This is a genomic window from Vibrio sp. RE88, from assembly GCF_013113835.1.
Taxonomy (GTDB): Bacteria; Pseudomonadota; Gammaproteobacteria; order Enterobacterales; family Vibrionaceae; genus Vibrio.
Genome location: NZ_VTYQ01000004.1, coordinates 64,458 through 83,784 on the forward strand (window position 1 = coordinate 64,458; position 19,327 = coordinate 83,784).

18 protein-coding genes are annotated in these 19,327 nt (G+C 47.1%); 11 read left to right on the plus strand and 7 right to left on the minus strand.

Translation table 11 applies throughout. The features are described from left to right. Nucleotides 1-357 precede the first annotated feature (357 nt). Nucleotides 358-1,788: an NAD-dependent succinate-semialdehyde dehydrogenase gene (locus F0265_RS10390; protein ID WP_171748824.1), complete on the plus strand. Its 1,431-nt coding sequence runs from the start codon at nt 358-360 to the stop codon at nt 1,786-1,788. Between the two features lie 45 nt (nt 1,789-1,833). Here the strand turns inward: F0265_RS10390 and F0265_RS10395 are convergent, their stop codons facing one another. Then, nucleotides 1,834-2,082 (minus strand): hypothetical protein, encoded by a 249-nt coding sequence (locus F0265_RS10395; RefSeq protein ID WP_099608756.1) that lies wholly within the window; start codon nt 2,080-2,082, stop codon nt 1,834-1,836. 231 nt (nt 2,083-2,313) lie between these two features. On the opposite strand from F0265_RS10395, the gene F0265_RS10400 reads away from it, so the two are divergent. The 9 genes from F0265_RS10400 (at nt 2,314) to F0265_RS10440 (ending at nt 9,962) form a co-directional block, all read left to right on the plus strand. Then, nucleotides 2,314-2,946: a hypothetical protein gene (locus tag F0265_RS10400; protein ID WP_040121323.1), complete on the plus strand. Its 633-nt coding sequence runs from the start codon at nt 2,314-2,316 to the stop codon at nt 2,944-2,946. A gap of 9 nt (nt 2,947-2,955) precedes the next feature. Continuing rightward, entirely contained in the window at nt 2,956-3,639 is a 684-nt protein-coding gene (locus F0265_RS10405; protein ID WP_171748825.1) for an ABC transporter ATP-binding protein, read from the plus strand. After that, the gene (locus F0265_RS10410) at nt 3,627-4,886 is read left to right on the plus strand and encodes an FtsX-like permease family protein (RefSeq protein WP_171748826.1); all 1,260 of its coding nucleotides are present in this window, start codon (nt 3,627-3,629) and stop codon (nt 4,884-4,886) included. Before F0265_RS10405 ends, F0265_RS10410 begins: the two co-directional genes overlap by 13 nt. Beyond that, nucleotides 4,879-5,628 (plus strand): outer membrane lipoprotein-sorting protein, encoded by a 750-nt coding sequence (locus F0265_RS10415; protein ID WP_171748827.1) that lies wholly within the window; start codon nt 4,879-4,881, stop codon nt 5,626-5,628. Before F0265_RS10410 ends, F0265_RS10415 begins: the two co-directional genes overlap by 8 nt. Nucleotides 5,629-5,662: 34 nt before the next feature. Next, nucleotides 5,663-6,895 (plus strand): hypothetical protein, encoded by a 1,233-nt coding sequence (locus tag F0265_RS10420; RefSeq protein ID WP_171749128.1) that lies wholly within the window; start codon nt 5,663-5,665, stop codon nt 6,893-6,895. Continuing rightward, nucleotides 6,895-7,953 (plus strand): histidine kinase, encoded by a 1,059-nt coding sequence (locus F0265_RS10425; protein WP_171748828.1) that lies wholly within the window; start codon nt 6,895-6,897, stop codon nt 7,951-7,953. The genes F0265_RS10420 and F0265_RS10425 overlap by 1 nt, the downstream gene beginning before the upstream one ends. Then, nucleotides 7,943-8,728 (plus strand): LytTR family DNA-binding domain-containing protein, encoded by a 786-nt coding sequence (locus tag F0265_RS10430; RefSeq protein ID WP_171748829.1) that lies wholly within the window; start codon nt 7,943-7,945, stop codon nt 8,726-8,728. Before F0265_RS10425 ends, F0265_RS10430 begins: the two co-directional genes overlap by 11 nt. A gap of 16 nt (nt 8,729-8,744) precedes the next feature. Continuing rightward, the gene (locus tag F0265_RS10435; RefSeq protein WP_171748830.1) at nt 8,745-9,254 is read left to right on the plus strand and encodes a DUF6653 family protein; all 510 of its coding nucleotides are present in this window, start codon (nt 8,745-8,747) and stop codon (nt 9,252-9,254) included. An 81-nt stretch (nt 9,255-9,335) separates the two neighbouring features. After that, a complete protein-coding gene (locus F0265_RS10440) occupies nt 9,336-9,962 on the plus strand; it encodes a LysE family translocator (protein WP_171748831.1) in 627 nt (208 codons plus the stop codon). 49 nt (nt 9,963-10,011) lie between these two features. On the opposite strand, the gene F0265_RS10445 is transcribed toward F0265_RS10440, so the two are convergent. After that, on the minus strand, nt 10,012-10,194 hold the full coding sequence (locus tag F0265_RS10445; RefSeq protein ID WP_006960472.1) for a hypothetical protein: 183 nt from the start codon (nt 10,192-10,194) through the stop codon (nt 10,012-10,014). 170 nt (nt 10,195-10,364) lie between these two features. On the opposite strand from F0265_RS10445, the gene F0265_RS10450 reads away from it, so the two are divergent. Then, on the plus strand, nt 10,365-10,979 hold the full coding sequence (locus tag F0265_RS10450) for a DsbA family protein (RefSeq protein WP_021457517.1): 615 nt from the start codon (nt 10,365-10,367) through the stop codon (nt 10,977-10,979). Here F0265_RS10450 and F0265_RS10455 read toward each other — a convergent pair. From F0265_RS10455 to F0265_RS10475, 5 genes are all read right to left on the minus strand, one after another. Next, nucleotides 10,976-11,425: a hypothetical protein gene (locus F0265_RS10455; RefSeq protein ID WP_171347400.1), complete on the minus strand. Its 450-nt coding sequence runs from the start codon at nt 11,423-11,425 to the stop codon at nt 10,976-10,978. The genes F0265_RS10450 and F0265_RS10455 overlap by 4 nt on opposite strands. Nucleotides 11,426-11,628: 203 nt before the next feature. Continuing rightward, a complete protein-coding gene (gene malZ / locus F0265_RS10460; RefSeq protein WP_171748832.1) occupies nt 11,629-13,476 on the minus strand; it encodes a maltodextrin glucosidase in 1,848 nt (615 codons plus the stop codon). Beyond that, entirely contained in the window at nt 13,473-15,266 is a 1,794-nt protein-coding gene (locus F0265_RS10465; RefSeq protein WP_171748833.1) for an alpha-amylase family glycosyl hydrolase, read from the minus strand. The genes malZ and F0265_RS10465 overlap by 4 nt, the downstream gene beginning before the upstream one ends. 171 nt (nt 15,267-15,437) lie before the next feature. Further along, nucleotides 15,438-17,228 (minus strand): M28 family metallopeptidase, encoded by a 1,791-nt coding sequence (locus F0265_RS10470; RefSeq protein WP_040121333.1) that lies wholly within the window; start codon nt 17,226-17,228, stop codon nt 15,438-15,440. 344 nt (nt 17,229-17,572) lie between these two features. Beyond that, entirely contained in the window at nt 17,573-19,318 is a 1,746-nt protein-coding gene (locus tag F0265_RS10475) for an ABC transporter permease subunit (protein WP_171749129.1), read from the minus strand. Between the last annotated feature and the right edge of the window lie 9 nt (nt 19,319-19,327).

Genomic DNA, 19,327 nt, shown 5'->3' on the forward strand with positions numbered 1-19,327 from the left:
ATTTTGTAGGCTTTTTTACATTTTCTATACCTGTGGTTATTCATTAATTGCTAATTTAGCAAAGGCGCTGACAAATAAATGTCCAATCCTGAGCCATAACAAAGCCTCCCAAAGAAAGCTCTTTACTTTGGTTTGAAAAAAACGCAGACCAATTAGTGAACTGCGTCAGTGACTTCAACTATGTTTCGCTTTGAACATTGAAGGCCTAGATAGTGTTGTTAAACCCCTCAAACGTATGTAATTCTAGAGGCACACAAATCGTGGGCTTTATTTCCTAGTGTGAGCAGTATTTCATCGTCAGAAAATCAACAGTATTCACAGCCCAACCCTTAATAGGCGAAGAACAAGGTAATCACAATGCAGCAAATAGGTAATCAGAGTTTAGTGTCTTTTATGGTGTCGAATCAGGACAGAAGTGTCGCGGTTTATAACCCCGCGACACAAGAGCTGCTGGGTTACGCACCGGTTTCCACTCAGGAGGAAATCGAACAGGGAATTGTTCGGGCTCATAATACTCAGAAAGAGTGGGCCAAGCTGACAGGCAAGCAGCGAGCTGCCATCCTCCAGCGTTGGTTTCGATTACTGGTTGAAAACCAGGATGACCTCAGTCGTTTAATGACCCTAGAACAAGGTAAGCCACTAGCGGAAGCGAAAGGTGAAGTGCTCTATGGGGCGAGCTTTGTTGAGTGGTTCGCTGAAGAAGCAAAACGCACTTATGGTGAAACCATTCCAGCACCAACACCGGACAAGCGTATGGTGACTATTAAGCAGCCTGTCGGTGTCGCGAGTGCGATTACGCCTTGGAATTTTCCGATAGCGATGATTACTCGCAAAGCCGCTCCCGCGCTTGCCGCAGGTTGTAGCTTTGTGGTGAAACCCGCTGAACTGACGCCACTGTCTGCTTTTGCAGTAGTGGAACTGGCCTATCAGGCGGGTATTCCTCGTGATGTATTGCAAGTGGTTGTAGGGGAGAGTGCACCAGAAGTTGGAGCGCTGTTTACCTCTCATCCACTGATTCGCAAACTGTCTTTCACGGGTTCAACTCGTGTCGGTAGTCTCTTGATGCAGCAGAGTGCCCACGATATTAAACGCACTTCAATGGAGTTGGGTGGTAATGCTCCTTTCATCGTATTTGATGATGCGGACATAGACGCTGCCGTTGCAGGAGCAGTGGCTTCTAAGTTCCGCAATGCAGGCCAGACGTGCGTGTGTGCCAATCGCTTCTACGTTCATCGCAATGTATACGATGAATTTGTGGCTAAATTTGATGAAGCGGTAAAACAGCTCAAACTTGGTAACGGCTTGGAAGAAGGCGTCAATATTGGGCCTGTCATTAGCCAAGTCGCCAAAGAGGGTATCGAGCGTTTGATTGATGGGGCGATTGAACAAGGAGCGCAGCCTGTTTCACCTATAGTGCCTCAATCTGGACAGTTTATTGCTCCGGTTATCCTGAAGAACGTGACTCAAGAAATGGATATTGTCTCCAAAGAGATTTTTGGCCCTGTGGCTCCAGTCTTGGCGTTTGAGAGCGATGAAGAGTTGATTGAGATGGCCAACGACACCATCTATGGTCTGGCCGCTTACTTCTATAGTGATAACATTCGTCGTATCTGGAAGGTGGCTGAAGCTCTTGAATACGGAATGGTTGGGATTAATGATGGGATTATCTCATCAGAAGTCGCGCCTTTTGGTGGCGTTAAACAATCCGGCATTGGCCGCGAAGGGGCCAAGCAAGGTATTGATGAGTATATGGATGTGAAATACCTGTGCTTTGGTGGCCTGAGTTAACTGCTTAAGCACCTGAATTAAAATAGCCCGCAATTGCGGGCTATTTTAATGGCTTCTCTTCGGTCCGTTACGGACTAAATCCTGACCTGTTTGGAAGATTTCGTCGGTTACCCAGCGAGCTAGCAGCAGTTGGTGATTATCATCCAGTACTGCCACAAAGTGGCGACCATCAGCATTGTTTGTCGCAAGTGCGATACCTGCAACGCCTTCCAAACCAAAACTGCCGCTTTCTACAGCGAGGAGAAAAGCTTCAAGCTCTTCCAGATTATCAATGACGCGATCATCGCTAAACATAATTTCTTCTCTCTCGTCACATTGAATTTCAATGCGATAACTAATCATGGCGCTACTTTAACGATCATAGCCGTTGATTTCCAGATAAGCCGCAGAGGCTGAACAAAATCTCACCATTCACGCTCTATTTTTACCATTCACGTCATCCAACCACCGTTCGTCGCATACCCGAGCAGCCTTGCTCATCGCTGATTAACCTTTGAACATCAGCTAAGAAGAAGGAACGACAAAATGAAACTGACGCATCAATTAGGCCTGTGTTTACTGGTTAGCGCTCAAGCGGTCGCAGCGCCAAGTGACAAGTTAATAGAGCAATATAATCAAGCCGCTCAAGGCGATGAAGATAAGGTTGAATCCGTTTATGAGCAGCTGCAAGGTCAGATCGAAAGACAAGGCGGTGATGCTCTGACATTGGTCTATCTCGGTAGCACACAAACCTTGATGGGACGCGATGCTTTTCTTCCTTGGAACAAGATGAAATACGTAGAGCAAGGGCTCGGTACGATTGCCAAAGGGTTGGATATGCTATCGGATGATACAACGCCTGTTCCACTGCAAGAGATTCGTCAGGGGCTACCAGAGTCACTATTGGCAAGAGCGGTTGCGGCGGCGACTTATACATCATTGCCCGATATGTTTAATCATTTCGAACGTGGTTATGAGCTGTATTCGGGGCTTCTCTCTGAGCAGGCTTTTACGTCTCAATCCTTTGATGCGATTGCCTGGGTTTACATCTACGCCATTCAGGCAGCCATTCGCGCAGAAGACAGCTTACAGGCACAAAAATGGGCACAGGAAATGTCAACGCTCAATGCCCAACATCCGATGACGTTACAGGCGATAGCGATGGCCAATAACGCCTAAGGAGAGAGCATGTTGCAGTTTCAAAATCTAGCCAAGCAGTACCAACTCGGTCAGCAGCGAGTGGAGGCACTCAGCAACGTCACTGGCGAAATCAGTAATGGTGAAATGGTCGCGCTTTGTGGCCCGTCAGGCTCTGGCAAAAGCACGTTGCTGAATATTCTGGGTTTGCTTGATAGTGAGTATGAAGGTCAGGTTATGTTCGATGGCTCGTTATACCCGAAAGAGGCACAACAATCGGCGCAATTGAGGCGGAGCAGCATGGGCTTTGTATTCCAGCGCTTTAACTTGGTTCCCGTAATGAGTGCATGGGAAAACGTGGCGTACCCGCTAATGTTGAACGGATACTCTGCTAAACAACAGCAAATGCTCGCCATGGAAATGCTTGGCAAAGTGGGGCTGGAAGAGTTTGCTCACCATCGACCTGATCATCTCTCGGGTGGTCAACAACAGCGCGTCGCCATTGCACGGGCGCTGGTTCATCAACCCAAACTTGTTATTGCCGATGAGCCAACCGCCAGTCTGGATAGCCATACCGCGCAGCGTGTGATTGAACTGATGAAAACCCTTGGTCATGAGCTGGGAACTACCTTCATTGTGGCTACACATGATCAGCGAATGGCGAATCAATGTGACCGCACCCTCTCACTGGTGGATGGCAGAATAAGCGAGGAGGCGATGAAATGGGCCAGTTAGTTCCTCAATCAGTGCGCATAGCGTATCTGAATTTGCTGCGAAATCGTCGTCGCAGTGTGTTGTCCGCTCTAATTATCACGATTGCCGTTTTTGCTTTGACGTCAGCGGGTGGGTTTGGGCTTTATACGTATGAATCACTCCAAGAATCAACAGCGCGAGATACGGGGCATCTGACAATCAGCATTCCCGGATTTTTCGAGAAAGATGAAGACATGCCATTGGCGAATGGTCTGGAAGACAGCGCTGCGATCTACGAGCAACTGATATCGAATCCGGATATACGAGGCATTCAGCCTAGGATTGAGTTCACAGGGCTGGTCTCAAATGGCAATAAATCGACCATTTTTGTCGGTACTGGCGTGAATGAACGTGAGTTCGATATGAAGGGGCCGTTTCTCGACGTGCGTCAGGGTAAAACTTTGTCTGATATTCGCTCTTCGCGGTATCAACCCTCGGAGCCTGAAGTGATGCTGGGTGTAGATTTGGCACGTAATCTCAACGTATCAATTGGTGACTGGATCACCGTGCTTGCAACGACGAGCGACGGCGCGCTGAATGCGCTCGACTTCAAAGTTCATGGTATCTATTCAACGGGTGTGCCGGACTTAGATAAGCGCCAGCTATACCTGCATATTGAATCGGTACAGGAACTGCTGGTGAGCGATAAAGTGAGTACCTTATCGGTTTTCCTCTACGAAACACAAAACACGTTGAAGCTTCAGAGTTGGGTGGAAGAACAACTCGCTTCTTTGCCACACCGCCAAGCACTGGAAGTCACGCCGTGGCAGCAAAGAGCCTTTTTCTACACCAAAGTGAAAGACTTATACGATCGAATCTTCGGCATTATGGGGGCGGTGATGTCGCTGGTGGTGTTCGTTGCTCTCTTTAACACCATGACAATGTCGGTGACGGAAAGAACCCGCGAAATAGGAACCTTGTCCGCGTTAGGCACATATCCTGCGGAAATCGTAGCGGGCTTTGTTCGCGAAGCAGCACTGTTAGCTGGCATCGGCACACTATTGGGCGGGCTTCTAACAGCCGTCACCAGTATTGTCCTGATGGTGGTGGATGTGCAAATGCCACCACCACCGGGTCGAACCGACGGTTATCCACTCAATATCTATTTTTCACTTGAACTACTGAGCTACAGCGCATTGGGGGTCATGGCGATTTGCATTCTCGCTGCGTTTCTTTCCGCCCGAAAGGGTGTCAATAAGCCGATAACGGAGGCATTGACCTATGTTTAAATCACTTTCTATCGTCATCGGATTGAGCCTGTTGAGTGTTGGTGTGTTTGCTAATGACACTGCGACCATGGTCAAAAATGCAGATGCCTATCGCCTTGATAAGGCGTCCGCCAAAGTGGTTTCTCTCGTTACCTTGTATAAAAACGGAGAGCTGGATAAAACACGCCAATACAATGTTTATACACGCCCCGAACGCGAGTCTTTGGTTGTGTTTAAGTCACCGGTTGAAGCGGGGCAAAAGATGCTGATGTTGGGAGACAACTATTGGCTAGTGATGCCTAAAAGTCGTCGCCCGATTCGTATAACGCCGATGCAAAAGTTACTCGGTGAAGCCTCCGTTGGCGATGTTTCTACCCTCACTTGGAGTCAGGATTACCGAGCGACGCTGACGGCTCAGGAAACCTTGACCATCAATGAGCGGGCAGTACTTGCAAACCAGCTTTCTCTGCAGTCTGTAACCCAAGGCGCGAGTTACGATCGCATCGAATTATGGTTGGAATCGGAGAGCGACTTCCCGATCAAAGCCAACTTGTACTTAAAATCTGGCAAGCTGGCTAAGCAGGCATTGTTTGAGCAGGGTGAGCGCGATGGCCAGCCGAGAGTCGTGAGCATGACCTTGATTGACAAGATTCAGCCAGCGAAGAAAACGGTGATTGAATATCAGCAAATGACGGCTCATCAACTTGAAGATAAATACTATATTCCGGCATTTTTAACGCGTAACGCACTGTCGGAGCTGTAACGTGAATTGTCGTTTGATTTTCGCGTTGGCGGCAATGGTTTCAGGCAGCGGCCTTGCTCAGCCAAGCTTCAATTGGGACTGGACGGTCAGTGGTAGCCAGAATTGGCACAGAGACTCCGTCTGGTTTGAACCACATACGGCGTCGCACACTGAGCAGCTAGACGCGTTGCTTCGTGTGCAAGCCGAGTGGCAAAGCTGGAGTGGCTTGTTCGCGGCACAAAGTAGTCAACTAGCGTCGAGCGACTCATCCGACTCAGCTGATAATGAGTTGATTGTTCAGGAACTTTTTTGGCAAGGCGTCTGGGAGACAGGCGTACTACCGCTGGATATGACGCTGGGCAAAATCCGCCTCGATTGGGGAGTAGGGTATGGATATCGTCCTTTAGATTTGTTCAAACCTTATCGGCGTAACCCAGTGGGAATTCAGGTAGAGGAGGGCGCAGGTGTCGCAATGGCGTCATACTTTGATCCTTCGGGAGAGTGGAGTTTGCTTTACAGCGATTCCAGCTGGACAAAGCAAGAGTCTAGCGAGCTCGAACAGAGAACTGAGCAACAGGGCATTGGTCTGCGTCGTTACTGGTTGGCAGATGAGACGGAATGGCAGGGCATTGCTTACTATGACGACGTAAGACAGGGTTTAATTGGTGGCTCCATGGTGTCTGTTTATGATGCATCATGGGCGTACCACGCTTCTTTTGTGTACCAGAGATACTATCTAGGGTTTGAGCAGCAAGGGCTCTACTCACCCGTAACTCTTGCTAAAAAAAGTAGTGGCTTTCAAGGTTTGGTTGGGCTTAATTGGGCTAGCCAAGCCGGCAATCAAATCATTGTCGAATATTGGTATGACAATCGGGCATGGAGCAAAGAGGATTGGCGACAGGGACTGGAAAGAGCGACAGCTTTATCAGAAAGCGCCAACACCGCTGGTCTGTCACATTCGTACGTTCAGGGGCTCAACCATATCAATCTGGTGCAGCATAATGTCATGTTTCATTGGAGTTTGAATCCTACTAGCTGGAGTCAGTGGCAATGGAGTAAAAATGCCTTATGGCTGGAGAATGTAGAGCCTACTTTTGATCTCTTATTATCGCCACAAGACGGCGGTGTCATTGCAACACAGTGGATTAACTACAGTGCTTATGACTCGGGGCAGACTTCGGTCGACGTTGAACTTGCAGCCCGTTTTATGACGGGAAGCCATGACTCCGTATATGCAAATCTATCAGATAAGCGTATGATTTTTATAAATCTAAAAGGAAAATTTTGATGACTGACTTTGCTACTCGTTTAACAGACGTATTGAAGAGTTTGGTGTTCACCTCAGTCTTTTGCCTCATCATCGCATTCGCAACACATGCCATCTGGCCGAGCCCGTTTTGGGAGCATATTCTTATCAGTTTCGGCTACGGATATAGCGCAGTATTGAGCTCTCATTTATTGCAGTGGACGAGTGAGCATTGGACTCGGCGTCAGCTGAGCATGTTGTCTATTGGCGCTTCAATGGTGTTTGGTACGACCAATGCCTACTATTGGTTAAGCAGATACGACAAGTTTGCCGATTTCAGCCAGATGAAGCCGGTCATCATTCTTGGGTTTATTTTCTCAGCGGCTTGTTTTCTGTATTTCTATACGCATGAGCAAAAGCTGCAGACTCAAAAGGAGCTGGAACGGGCTCGCCGGATTCAAACAGAGCAGGAGAAAGCACTGCTATTGAGCCAACTGAAGCAGCTGCAAAGCCAGATTGAACCTCATTTCTTGTTTAATACACTGGCTAACATTAGCGTATTGATAGATAGCGATGCGACAAATGCCAAGCTGATGCTGGAGAAACTGACCGAGCTATTACGCGGGACGTTACAACGCAGTCGTCAGTACAACACGACCTTAAAAGGCGAATTAGAGCTGGTGGATGCTTACCTTGCTATTCAAAAAATACGGCTCGGAGAACGCTTGAATTATGAAATCTCCGACCATTGTTTGGGGGACCTCAATATACCGCCTCTGTTGGTTCAACCGCTAGTGGAGAACGCAGTACAACATGGCATTGAGCCCAGCTCTGTCGGTGGAAAAATAACAGTAGAGGTTGCTGAAAATCAGGATAGTGTGACCATTTCTGTTATCGACAATGGGATTGGTTTTAGCGATACGCCTAGTCATGCTGGGCAAGGTATTGGGCTGGACAATATTCGTCATCGGCTCACCACTTTGTTTGGTCAACATGCGTCACTGAACCTGAAAGAGAATGCAGCGGGTGGTGTGATTGCTCAGTTGTCTGTACAACGTCGCTCATTGGAGAAACTTGAGGAAAACATGGATGCAAACTGATCATCTTACCGCCGTCATTGCCGACGATGAGCCGTTGCTGCGTCGTCATCTTAATCAGGCGCTTGCTGAGTATTGGCCTGAACTCGATATTGTCGGGCAGGCTGCGAATGGTGAACAAGCCCTTGAAATGATCGAGCAACATCAGCCTCAAGTGGTATTTCTGGATATAAAAATGCCCGGGCTGGATGGTATGTCACTGGCAAAGAAGCTCTCTAAGCGTGATTGCCAACTTCATATTGTGTTTGTAACGGCGTATGACGAATACGCTGTCCAAGCTTTTGAAACTAATGCGGTGGATTACCTGCTTAAACCTGTCTCTGATTCTCGTCTTATCCAATGCGTCGAAAAACTGAAAGCGCGGCTAAGCAGTGCTGAACCCGCGACGGAACTTGGCACTTTGCTGCATCAGATTCAGCAGCTCAACGCGCCTGCTCAGCCGAAATATTTAAGTTGGATTAGAGCGAGCAAAGGTGAAGAGATCCACCTTATTGCTTTGTCAGAGGTTCTTTACTTCAAAGCGGAAGATAAATACGTCTCTCTATACAAGCGAGAGCAGGGCAACAAAGTTGAGTATGTGCTGCGAACGTCACTAAAGGAACTACTGGCTCAGCTGGATCCGGAGTTGTTTTGGCAAGTACATCGCTCCAGTGTGGTAAATGTCTCGATGATAGACAAAGTGAAGAAAGATTTTACCGGCAAAATGGTTGCGGTAATTGGTGACGACAGCATTCCCATCAGCAGAGCGATGCAAAGCAAATTTACCAGTATGTGGTAATGGAAGGAGATCAAAAGTGGATATCTTTAAGTGGACTGAGAAAATGATGGGAATGGATGAAGAGGCGTGGAAGCGACATGCGAGTCCGCTCAGCGTTTATTCTCGATTTACGATATTGCCACTGCTCTCACTATCGATTTGGTCAAAAGAATGGATCGGCTTCTGGTCGACACTCCCGATTGTTATCTCTATTGCTTGGGTCTGGCTCAATCCTCGCGTTTTCTCAGCGCCAAAAAACACTAACAGTTGGGCGTCTGTCGGAACCTTTGGAGAGCGGATTTATTTGCAACGATCAAAAGTTAAGATACCGGGGCACCATCTGAGGATGTGTAACCTGCTGAGTACGCTTTCTGCGCTTGGCGTGCCTATTCTGATCTACGGCTTGTACACGTTGGATGTTGGTACCGTCGTATTGGGGAATGTCTGGGTAATGGCGTTCAAGGCTTGGTTTGTCGATCGCATGGTATGGCTCTACATGGATCTGAAAGATACGGATCCTGAGTACGCTAGCTGGCTGAAATTATAATAGCTTTGAATGCTGAAAGGCGATTGTATTTTCATACAATAATGTTACTTTTCAGTAACCCACTATGTATGAGGCACAGCCATGACCATTGAAAGTGCGATTACCTTTTTTATCGCGATGTTGATCTTTAGCATCACACCTGGGCCGGGCGTATTTGCCATTGTTGCTCGTGCGATGGTTTCAGGTGCAAAACACTGTATTTCTCTCTCTGCTGGAATGGTTGCCAGCGATGTTATCTATCTCCTTTTAGCTTGCTTGGGTTTGGCCGCAATTGCTGAAAACTGGGCAACGCTGTTTGTGGTGATTCGTTACGTCGGTGCGGCTTACCTCATCTATCTCGGTTATAAGATGATCAAAGCACTGCCTCAGGCCAGTGAAGCGATTCAACAAGATCAAACACCAAAAGCTCCGTCTCATATCTCCGGATTTGTACAGGGCTTTCTGATCTCGGCTTCAAACCCTAAAGTGATCCTATTCTATATTTCATTCCTGCCAACGTTTATGGACTTAACCGTTCTTAATAGTCAGGATATTGCACTGGCTGCGGTATTAAGCATTGTTGCACTGATGACAGGGTTAATGATGATAGCGATTGGTGCAGGGCGACTGGTTAAAGTGTTGAAAACTCCAAGTGCTCAACGCAAGCTGAATCAAGGGGCTGGTGGCGTGATGATTGCTGCTGGTACTTACCTCGCAATCAATAAATAGACAGATAAAAACAAGCGCTTAGCAATGGGGGTTGCTAAGCGCTTGTTGTTTAAACACTCTGAACTAACAGTTCAATAAGTTCGTCTTCTGTTTCAGGTATTTTGTTAAATTCCACACTCACGTCTGCACCGCCCTTGAGCATATACGCTTTACTGGTACAGTGATCATGGTGAAACCATTTACCACCTACACACACGTCAGTGTAACATCTTGGGTCTTTTTTCAGTTCCATGGGCTTCCCTCTTGTTAATCTCCGTAACATTATGTCAACATAAATGATGTAATCACTTTGTTAAAATGATCTCGATCAAGCAGAGGTAACAATTACCTCTATGGGGTTAAAGGAAATAGACGAATTGGTGATGTAGACCCTGATTCGCTACTCATTATAAGGATGAACTCATGCAAGCAGCCAAACTCTACTACGTTTACGACCCTATGTGTTCTTGGTGTTGGGGTTACAAGCCCACTTGGGAAAAGATCCAGAGTGCGTTAGCTGATGAGGTGACAGTGCAGTATGTGGTGGGTGGATTGGCACCAGACTCTATGGAGCCTATGCCCATCGCCATGCGTGAACAAATTGCCTCATATTGGAAAAAGATCGAAAACTATCTGGGCACTGAGTTCAACTATGACTTCTGGACAAAAAACACCCCTAAGCGCTCAACTTATCCTTCTTGTCGAGCAGTGTTAGCGGCACGTAAGCAGGGAGCGGAGAAAGAGATGCTACGCGCCATTCAGCACGCTTATTACCTTCAAGCACGAAACCCGAGTGACAGTGAAGTTTTGATTGCGATAGCAGGGGAGATTGGTCTTGATGAAGCGCAGTTCTTGCAAGATTTTCAGTCTGAAGCTCTAAACCAACAACTTATGGAGGAGCTCGGTTTCGCTCGCTCTATCGGTGGGAATAGTTTCCCATCTTTGTTTGTAGAGACGGCCAATGGTGTGGTCGAGCTGCCCGTTGATTATGAATCTGCCCAAGATACCATTGAGCAGATTCATCGCTTAATGGCTTAGGCTAATCGCGCGGGCTTTTTCTGCTTCATAACGTCTCGAATACTCATGCTCATTAGTATCAAGTTGGTAAAGCCCGCAATCAATTCGATAATCTGAACGATGTAAAACGTACTGTTAAACTGCCCTGCGTTTGCGAGATAGTGAAGGTAGATGGCTGCCGGCGTCAGAACCAGCAAACCATTCAACGCAATAAAGGGCATGCGCTTTTTCTTTGCTGCAATCGGTCCTCTTGTGACCTTCGGTGCCATCTTAGCCCCTGTTATACCCGCCAACGCCATGGTTGGAATCAAAAACCATATTGCGTAGAAGATGTATGTCTTAACGCTTGCGATCTGAGCAAAACTGCCAAACAGTTCCACATAAAGCGTGCTAGTAAAGAAGCTTAGAATCATCATAAAGCCACTTAAGGCGGCTGCTTTATGTATTGTTCGAATCCAGTTTTTCATCTTAATTACATTACCTTTGCTTTATCTGTATGGGATGATTTAAATTTACAAAACAACAGTTGCAATTGCAACTGTTGTTTTTGCAATTTAAATTGAAAATAGCAAATGTGAAAGGTAATGGATTGATTATTAAAAAGATTAAATTTGAAGCGAAATAGGATTGCCCAGAGATATCTGGGCAATCGGGTTCTATAAGACGTGTATTAGCGTTCGCTTTCGATAAGAATTGAAGAGACGGGTTCAAGCTGAATCGAGATTTTACTGTTGCTGACCGCCACCTTTTGCTTTGTCATGGCATTGAAGAAAGTTGGGTTGGTGATATTCAGTTTCCAGACAGGCAGGGTGAGCGACTTTACATTATTCCCCAAATTGAAAGCCGCGATCACACATTGTCCAGCGAGTTGACGAGCATAGGCAAAGCTTGTGTCATCTTGGTAAAGCAGCACAAAATCACCTTCTTGTAGAGCAGGTTGAGTTTTACGGATCTCAATCAGTTGCTTGATAAAAGGTAAATAGGTGTTGTGTTCTACTTCGTCCCAAGGCATACATCGTCGATTGTCTGGATCATGACTTCCCTCTATACCTAGTTCTGTACCGTAATAGATACAAGGTGTGCCAACGTAGCTAAACAACAAAGTTGCAGCCAGCCTGAACAGCCTAGGATCATGCTTTACCAACTCCATAAATCGCGCAGTATCGTGGCTGTCTAATTGATTTAACTGGCTAAGTTGATTCAACCAAGGAACTTTTGCTCTGGCTTCGGACAACCAATTGAGAAACTCAGGTACGGATATTGATATTGGATCAAAGGCAATGTCGAGATTGGCAAGCAGGGCACGTAGTGGGTGAGCGAAACCATAGTAGTTCATCGCACCGTCTTCCTGATCGCCTTGTAGCCACTGAGTGGCTTCAAAGAAGTGTTCCCCAAGAACATAGCAATCAGGATTGACGGATTTAGCCGCTTGGCGAAACGCTTTGACATAGTGCTGGTTATTCTTAGCACCTTGCCCTTCACCGAGCATATGGATTACGTCGAACCGCCAACCATCAATAGAATAGGGCGGTTTTAGCCAGTGTTTGATGACGGCATCGTCACCGAGGTAAATGTAATTTCTTACGCGGCTGTTTTCAAAATTGAGGACAGGCAGTGACTTAATCCCTTTCCACCCCTCGTAGTGGCGGCTTTCTCCTTCAAAAAGGTAGTAATCGCGATATTCAGAGTGAGTTCCTTGGTAGGCGCCCACTTCGGGATGCAAGCCTTGCAGATTGAACCATGGGTGCTCTGTTGAGGTGTGATTAAAAACCGCATCCAACATGATTTTCATATCGCGCTGATGGATTTGTTGGCAGAGCTCGGCGAAATGTTGGTTGCTCCCAAGGTGTGGGTCGACATTCAGATAGTCGCTGGTATCGTACTTGTGGTTGCTTGGAGCGGCAAAAATGGGATTAAGATATAAAGCAGTGATGCCAAGTGTTTCAAGGTAGTCCAGCTTTTGCTCAACACCGTGCAAATCACCGCCATAGAACTCGCAGCCAGCATTGCCGTTACTCACATCAACAGGCTCTCCCCATTGTTTAGCAACGACGTTTCTTGTTCCTCCTGAAACTTTGTATTCGCCAGTCTTAACACTGATGTCAGAGTTTCCATTACAGAATCGGTCGGGGAATATCTGATAGAACACCTGCTTGTTGACCCAAGCCGGAGGTTGATGCTTAGAGTTGAACTTAAAATGGGTCTCTCTTGGCGGCATACGTGTATGGAGGCCTTTTGCATCTAACCAAAGCTGACGCTGGGGCATGAGAATCTTAAACGCGTAACGAGTGAGGTCTTGGTCTGAGTTGGCAGTGATTGATGCGGTCCAGAAGGTAAGATGATGTGTTTCACCATCGGGCTGCATTTCTACAAGATACTCTTCATTGTCAGGCTCGTGACGGACCAAGACTTTGTCCAACTCAATACCTTTCTCTATTGCCAGCTTGAGGGTTAGTGTGTCATTGGTAACGCGAAACCAGTCTTTACTTTGACCATGAAAGATAAATGGATGTGTCATAACTTTTGTTCCGAATCAGGGACGACAAGCTCTAGAAACAGGCTTGCCAGTGGGGAAAGCAACATAGAAATAGAGGCGGACGTTTGAGTCACATTCAGGGCGTACTGCGAGTCACTCATCCTATCTATCCAACGATATTGTCCAGGAAGCAGCTGCCAGTCAGTAATGAGCGAGTAAGGGAGAATCAGTTCGACTTGTTTACCTTGTTGCGCGCTGAAATTGGCAACAACAATCAGCTTTTGTTCTTCACTGGATCTGGCGAAAGCGAACAACTGATCTTGCATTTCACCGAAGTTGTCAAAGTTCGCTGCGTAAAGGTCGTGGTAGTCTCCCAATAGGGCAGGGCTTTTTAACGTCAGGTTAAGCAGATTTTGGTAGAAGGCTCTCAGCGCTTTTTCATCCTCACTCAGTTGGCCTCCGTCAAAAGCGCCATGGTTCATCCAACGCTGATGGTGAGGGACGCCCACATAGTCGAATATCGACGTGCGGCTAGGTGTGCCAAATCCACCGAACTCCGCCCCAGGTTCACCCACTTCCTGACCAAAATAGATCATGCTAGGGGAACTTGATAGGCAAGTAGACACCAACATGGCGGGTTTGCCTTTTTGAGCACACCCCGCAAATTCAGGCGAAGCAATTCTCTGTTCATCATGGTTGTCGAGAAAGTGCAGCATATGGTGCTCTATATCGCGTAGCTGATACTCAATGCGACCAATTTCTCGCGTAGAACCGTGACCTTGTATAATTGATTTTAACTGGTCATAGAGATCGACCTTGTCGTAGAGATAATCCATTTTTCCGATCTGGATATAGTCGCGATAAAGTTCCGGCTGATAGACTTCAGCCATCAGAAAGGCATCTTGGTTAGCCATTTTTATCGAAGAGTTAAGATAGCTCCAGAACTCGACAGGTACCATTTCGGCCATATCGTAACGAAAGCCATCGACGCCTTGTTCAAGCCAGTAAAGTGCGATATCCCGAAACTTTTTCCATGAATCCGGAACGGATTTATCCTGCCAGAATTGATGGTGCTCCGAATGAAGCTTAAAGCGGTATTCTTCTGGCAAGATAGGAAAGTCTTTGCTGCCGTCAGGGCGAACACCATAATTGATTTTTACTGTCTCGTACCAATCATCAATAGACGGCTGAGCTTTCCTTGAGCCATTGCCGGTCCATTTCGCCGGAAACTCCTGATAGGGAGTCTCCAAGTGTGGATGTGCTTCTCCTCCAAGGATCTTTTCAGGCGATAATTCGCTTGGCAGTTCAAAAGGAGCATCTGGAATATAGTAGAAGTTGTTGTCTTTGTGATAATAGGCATTGGTGTCATCGTGAGCCCCAAAATCTTCCACACCTGAAGGGTTGTTTAACCCTTTATAAACCCGAGCCACATGATTAGGTACGATGTCGATGATGACTTTGAGGCCAGCATTGTGGGTGCGACTGATTAAATCGACGAATTCCTGATTTCGTCGACTGGGGTCATCAGCTAGATCTGGGTTGACCGAGTAGTAATCCTTTACCGCGTAAGGAGAGCCTGCACGGCCTTTGACAACCGAAGGGTGATCATTGTCGATTCCTACATGCGTGTAATCATTGACCAGAGCATGATGTGGTACGCCAGTAAACCAGACGTGCGTGATGCCCAAATCACGAATTTCATTTAAAGCCTTTTCAGTAAAGTGACTGAACTTGCCAACTCCATTGGTATCTATGTTGCCCCATGGCTGATTGGTGGTATTCGTATTGCCAAACAGGCGGGTAAAGACCTGATAAATATTGTACTTCTTCATTCAACAATCTAGCCATTCCTATTGAGGTTGATTTAAGGCTAGTGGAAGTTGATTGGGTTTGACTCCTCCTTTTGGCGAGAGTGTGGGGCGTAGAAAGAGGCTCAGTGATGAAAACGTGAGATAGAACGAAAAACGCCGTGCGAGGCACGGCGTTTTTATTACGAAAGGTGATTATTTCAGGTCTTGATCAAAATCACCATGGAAGTGATCGTGGTCAGAGACGCTGTCTGCCGCTTTGAGTCTTTCACCAATGCGTAGTTTCTCTTTTGGCGCTTCAGCAGTAGAGAAGGCACGTTGTGCTTTCACTTCTGGTTCTGCTGGCTGCTCTGGGAACAACTGTTTGCTCATCGCGTAGTAAGTCGTTACGTAAGCAAGTGACTGAGTATTAGTGTAAAGCGCGTTCTGGTTAACGTTATTCACGTCATCACACGCCTGGTGGTAACATTTATCGTAAGACACATCGATGTCACCGCCGAATTTCTCAACTTCTTCAGCTGTTTTCACTTTCTCAGCACCAGTGAACAAGCCACCAAATGCAACACCCCAGTCAGCGAAACCTGCGTAGTCAGAACGTTTCGATAGTGCTTGAGGAATGGTCGCTTCTTCTTTATCAGTGAAGAACTCTTGGAAGATAGACTCGATGTCAGATGTGCCGTACGGCGGTTTGAAATCGCCAGTGTAAGCATTATCTGGGCTGTCTTTAGTATCAGACAAGTCACCGTCCATCACACCATAGATGTAGTTAGGTGAACCGATCATGTCGAAGTTCAGGTACAGCTTCACCTTATTGATCTCAGTGTAACGGGCTTCAACCAGTTCTACTTGATCAGGCGTTAGCTCACTTGGATCTTTCAAACCTAGTTCTTCAAGAATTTGAGCTTGTGCGTCATTGTAGATTGGTTGGAACAAGTCATTGGTGTAGTACTCAGAACCTACTAGACCTGCTTCTTCAGCCGCCCACCATGCGAAGCGAACTTTGTTCTTCACTGGCACTTCAAGCTCAGATAGCGTCACCGCGTATTCAAGTAGGCCAGCCGTACCTGTGCCGTTATCGTTGATACCTGGACCTTCTGGAACAGAGTCAAGGTGAGCACCAAGCATGACGACTTGATCGTCGTTACCGCGAGGGGTTTCAGCAAGAATGTTTTGAGTTACGACGTCTTCATCTTTCACATTGACCGTAAGATTTGCCAATACCGTTTCAGATTGTGCTTTGTTGTACCACTCTTGACCAAGATCGAAGCGCGCGCCTAAAGCGGCGATGGTCGCTTTCGTATCACTGCCTAGAGTGCCGTTAACGACAGACTTTCTGCCTTCATCGTTGCCTTGGTTGAAGACGATAACCGCTTTCGCTCCTGCGTTCTCTGCGTTGACAACTTTTGCATCAAATGCACAGCCACCACGTTGGATAACGGCAATCTTGCCTGCTACGTCTTTGCCCGTAAAGTCAGACGCTTCACAGCCATCAGTGCTGTCGTAATCGGGTGCATCAAAGCGGAAGTCCGGTGTAACGAACGCGAGCTCGCCACTAACCTGACCGTTGGAATTACCTGAGTAAGACATTACGGCAAAATCTGCTTCAACACCTTCATCGGCTTCGCGTACGCTGATGAGATCTTTGCCATCGACGTTGGCTTTCGTGCCTGCTAGTTCTTCCCAAGCGCGGAAGTCAAACTCTTGTGTAGTAACGATGTAGCCATGTTCTTTCATGGTTTCGACAATGAACTCAACCGAGTTGGCGTAACCTTTGGTGCCTGCTGCACGAGTAATGGAATTGCCATCTGTAGTGGCAGAAGCCAAACCTTCTAGTGTCACTAGATGGCTGACGACTTCGTCTCTATCGATGTTTTCACTGACGTATTTTGCCACCTCACGTGGATCGTCCCAGAAACACCCTGATAGCATGGTGGTACTGATAACAGTCGCGAGAATGGATTTTTTTGTTGTTATGCTTACTTGCATGTGTGACTCCTTTTTAAACAATCCATTCAATTCTTCACAAAAGATTAAGTTATAAAAATGTTAAAAATAACATATTTTATAAAAATGAATGCATATCAAATAATAAAAATGAGAAAGATGTAATTCATAGGTAGAGCTAATGTTCTAGATCTCAAAATCAACATTTTCAATTAGTTATGCGATTTTTATGGTCTTTTAATTGATAAGTTTGTTATCTGGCAAACTGTGATGTATGGCAATATGATATGCAGTTAACTTCATATTAATTTTACTGTTAGCTGCATAGTTGTGTAATTGATAGGTGGTGGGAGATGGAGGAATCGATGATTAGAAGCGACTCATTCCTAATCATCGAACAACAGATTGATTGCTATTGCCATCAACACCAGACCTGATATTGGCAGCAAGACACCCAGTGGCGAGCGCTCTATGTAAGGCAGATTCTCTGCAATCAATAAGCCCCATTCAGGTTCTGGCGGCTTAACACCAAGTCCGATAAAACTTAGAGAAGTCAGGCTGAGCGTAATGTACGGCAAACGCAGAAACGCGTGACGAATCAATGGCGGCAGCACGTAAGGCAACAAGTAGTAACGGAGTACTCGCCACTGACTGGTTCCCCAAATGGGCGCAAGGTGCGTATAAGGTTGCGCTTTGGCTTCCATCAACAAGCTCGCGCAGTGCGCCGCTAACGGTGCCCACGACACCATAACAATCGCAATCAAGGCACTGTTTGGGTTCATCCCCGTTAGACCAGCGATCAGCAGACCCGCCACAATGTATGGCACACCTTTGGTGATCTCAATTAAGCCTTGACTATAACGAGTCACGAAACCGAGTAGTAAACCAATCACCAAACTTAGGAACGTTGCGATGATGCCCATTTTGATTGTCGACATCATACCGCCGCCAACACGAGCAAGCAGATCTCGACCAACGGCGTCGGCACCAAACGGTGCTGCTAAGCTTGGCGATTCAAGGCGGGCAAATTGGATGGTGTAAGGATCGCGCATTAACGCCCATCCCGCACAAGCAATCAGCAAGGCAAAGATTGTCGCACTGACGATGCGTTTGGTGGTGCTTTGGGTAAAACGGAATGTGCTGTGACTACTGATCAGCTTGCCACTCGTGACACTGTATCCGAGTAACCAGCGTTGCAATAATATGCTCGCACTGCTGATCAACATGGAGAACACCAGCAACACCAACAAACCGCCTTGCAACATCGGCAGATCTTGTGACTTCGCTGCGCCTAAGATCAATCGTCCGATACCCGGAATTGAAAACACTTGTTCCACAGCAACCGCGCCGCCGGTTAAACCAATCACTGTCATTGCGATTTGAGGAATCAAGTTACTAACGGCACGCCACAAGGCAAAACGTAAGATTTGAAACTGACTGACGTTCGCCGATAGCCAAGTGATCACCCAAGGTTCATCTAATACACGCTTGAGGCTGTCATTGAGCAAGCGACCGAACAAGCCAGCAGCAGGCAATGCCATTGCCAAACTTGGTAGCCAGAGGTTTTGCACGCCTTGCCAACCATAAGGTGGGAACCAACCCAACCAGATGGAAAACACCATGATCAGTAATGAAGCAATCACGTACTCGGGCAATGAGACCAACACAGAACTGAGCGTGTCATGATGCCCCAAACCTTGAGTAGCTAAACGATTCTGTTGCCAACGACGCACAGTGTAAAGCATGCTCGCCATGCACATTACAAATGCCATGCCTAGCGCTGTAAGCATCAGCAATAGTGACGTTTTTGCGGTTTGTTGAACGCTCTCCATCACGGATGCGCCGCTCACCCAAGAGACACCTAGGTCACCTTGCATGGCAAGCGTCAACCAATCCCACAGCCGCTCAGCAGCGCTGCGGTCAAGTTGTAGATCCTCTCGAATTGCTTGCAGAGCTTCTGCCGTCAGCAATTGTTGAGCACCCGCACGGGCACGGAGGATTGATTGGCTTGGGTCGATACCTGCAATATCCGGCATCAAACCCACCAGCACAACCACTACCCCGAGAGACAGGAAGCGCGACAAAAAACGCGTAAACCATTCAGGCGTACAAGCGCTCCAACGAGAGCGCATGTTGGCAAC

Bases quoted from the DNA above. Each gene is read 5' to 3' on its own strand.
- F0265_RS10455 (WP_171347400.1), bottom strand. From the start codon at position 11,425: ATGAAAAACTGGATTCGAACAATACATAAAGCAGCCGCCTTAAGTGGC.
- F0265_RS10400 (WP_040121323.1), top strand. From the start codon at position 2,314: ATGAAACTGACGCATCAATTAGGCCTGTGTTTACTGGTTAGCGCTCAA.
- F0265_RS10405 (WP_171748825.1), top strand. From the start codon at position 2,956: ATGTTGCAGTTTCAAAATCTAGCCAAGCAGTACCAACTCGGTCAGCAG.
- F0265_RS10410 (WP_171748826.1), top strand. From the start codon at position 3,627: ATGGGCCAGTTAGTTCCTCAATCAGTGCGCATAGCGTATCTGAATTTG.
- F0265_RS10470 (WP_040121333.1), bottom strand. From the start codon at position 17,228: ATGCAAGTAAGCATAACAACAAAAAAATCCATTCTCGCGACTGTTATC.
- F0265_RS10425 (WP_171748828.1), top strand. From the start codon at position 6,895: ATGACTGACTTTGCTACTCGTTTAACAGACGTATTGAAGAGTTTGGTG.
- F0265_RS10430 (WP_171748829.1), top strand. From the start codon at position 7,943: ATGCAAACTGATCATCTTACCGCCGTCATTGCCGACGATGAGCCGTTG.
- F0265_RS10465 (WP_171748833.1), bottom strand. From the start codon at position 15,266: ATGAAGAAGTACAATATTTATCAGGTCTTTACCCGCCTGTTTGGCAAT.
- F0265_RS10395 (WP_099608756.1), bottom strand. From the start codon at position 2,082: ATGTTTAGCGATGATCGCGTCATTGATAATCTGGAAGAGCTTGAAGCT.
- F0265_RS10440 (WP_171748831.1), top strand. From the start codon at position 9,336: ATGACCATTGAAAGTGCGATTACCTTTTTTATCGCGATGTTGATCTTT.
- malZ (WP_171748832.1), bottom strand. From the start codon at position 13,476: ATGACACATCCATTTATCTTTCATGGTCAAAGTAAAGACTGGTTTCGC.
- F0265_RS10420 (WP_171749128.1), top strand. From the start codon at position 5,663: ATGGTTTCAGGCAGCGGCCTTGCTCAGCCAAGCTTCAATTGGGACTGG.
- F0265_RS10475 (WP_171749129.1), bottom strand. From the start codon at position 19,318: ATGCGCTCTCGTTGGAGCGCTTGTACGCCTGAATGGTTTACGCGTTTT.
- F0265_RS10445 (WP_006960472.1), bottom strand. From the start codon at position 10,194: ATGGAACTGAAAAAAGACCCAAGATGTTACACTGACGTGTGTGTAGGT.
- F0265_RS10415 (WP_171748827.1), top strand. From the start codon at position 4,879: ATGTTTAAATCACTTTCTATCGTCATCGGATTGAGCCTGTTGAGTGTT.
- F0265_RS10450 (WP_021457517.1), top strand. From the start codon at position 10,365: ATGCAAGCAGCCAAACTCTACTACGTTTACGACCCTATGTGTTCTTGG.
- F0265_RS10390 (WP_171748824.1), top strand. From the start codon at position 358: ATGCAGCAAATAGGTAATCAGAGTTTAGTGTCTTTTATGGTGTCGAAT.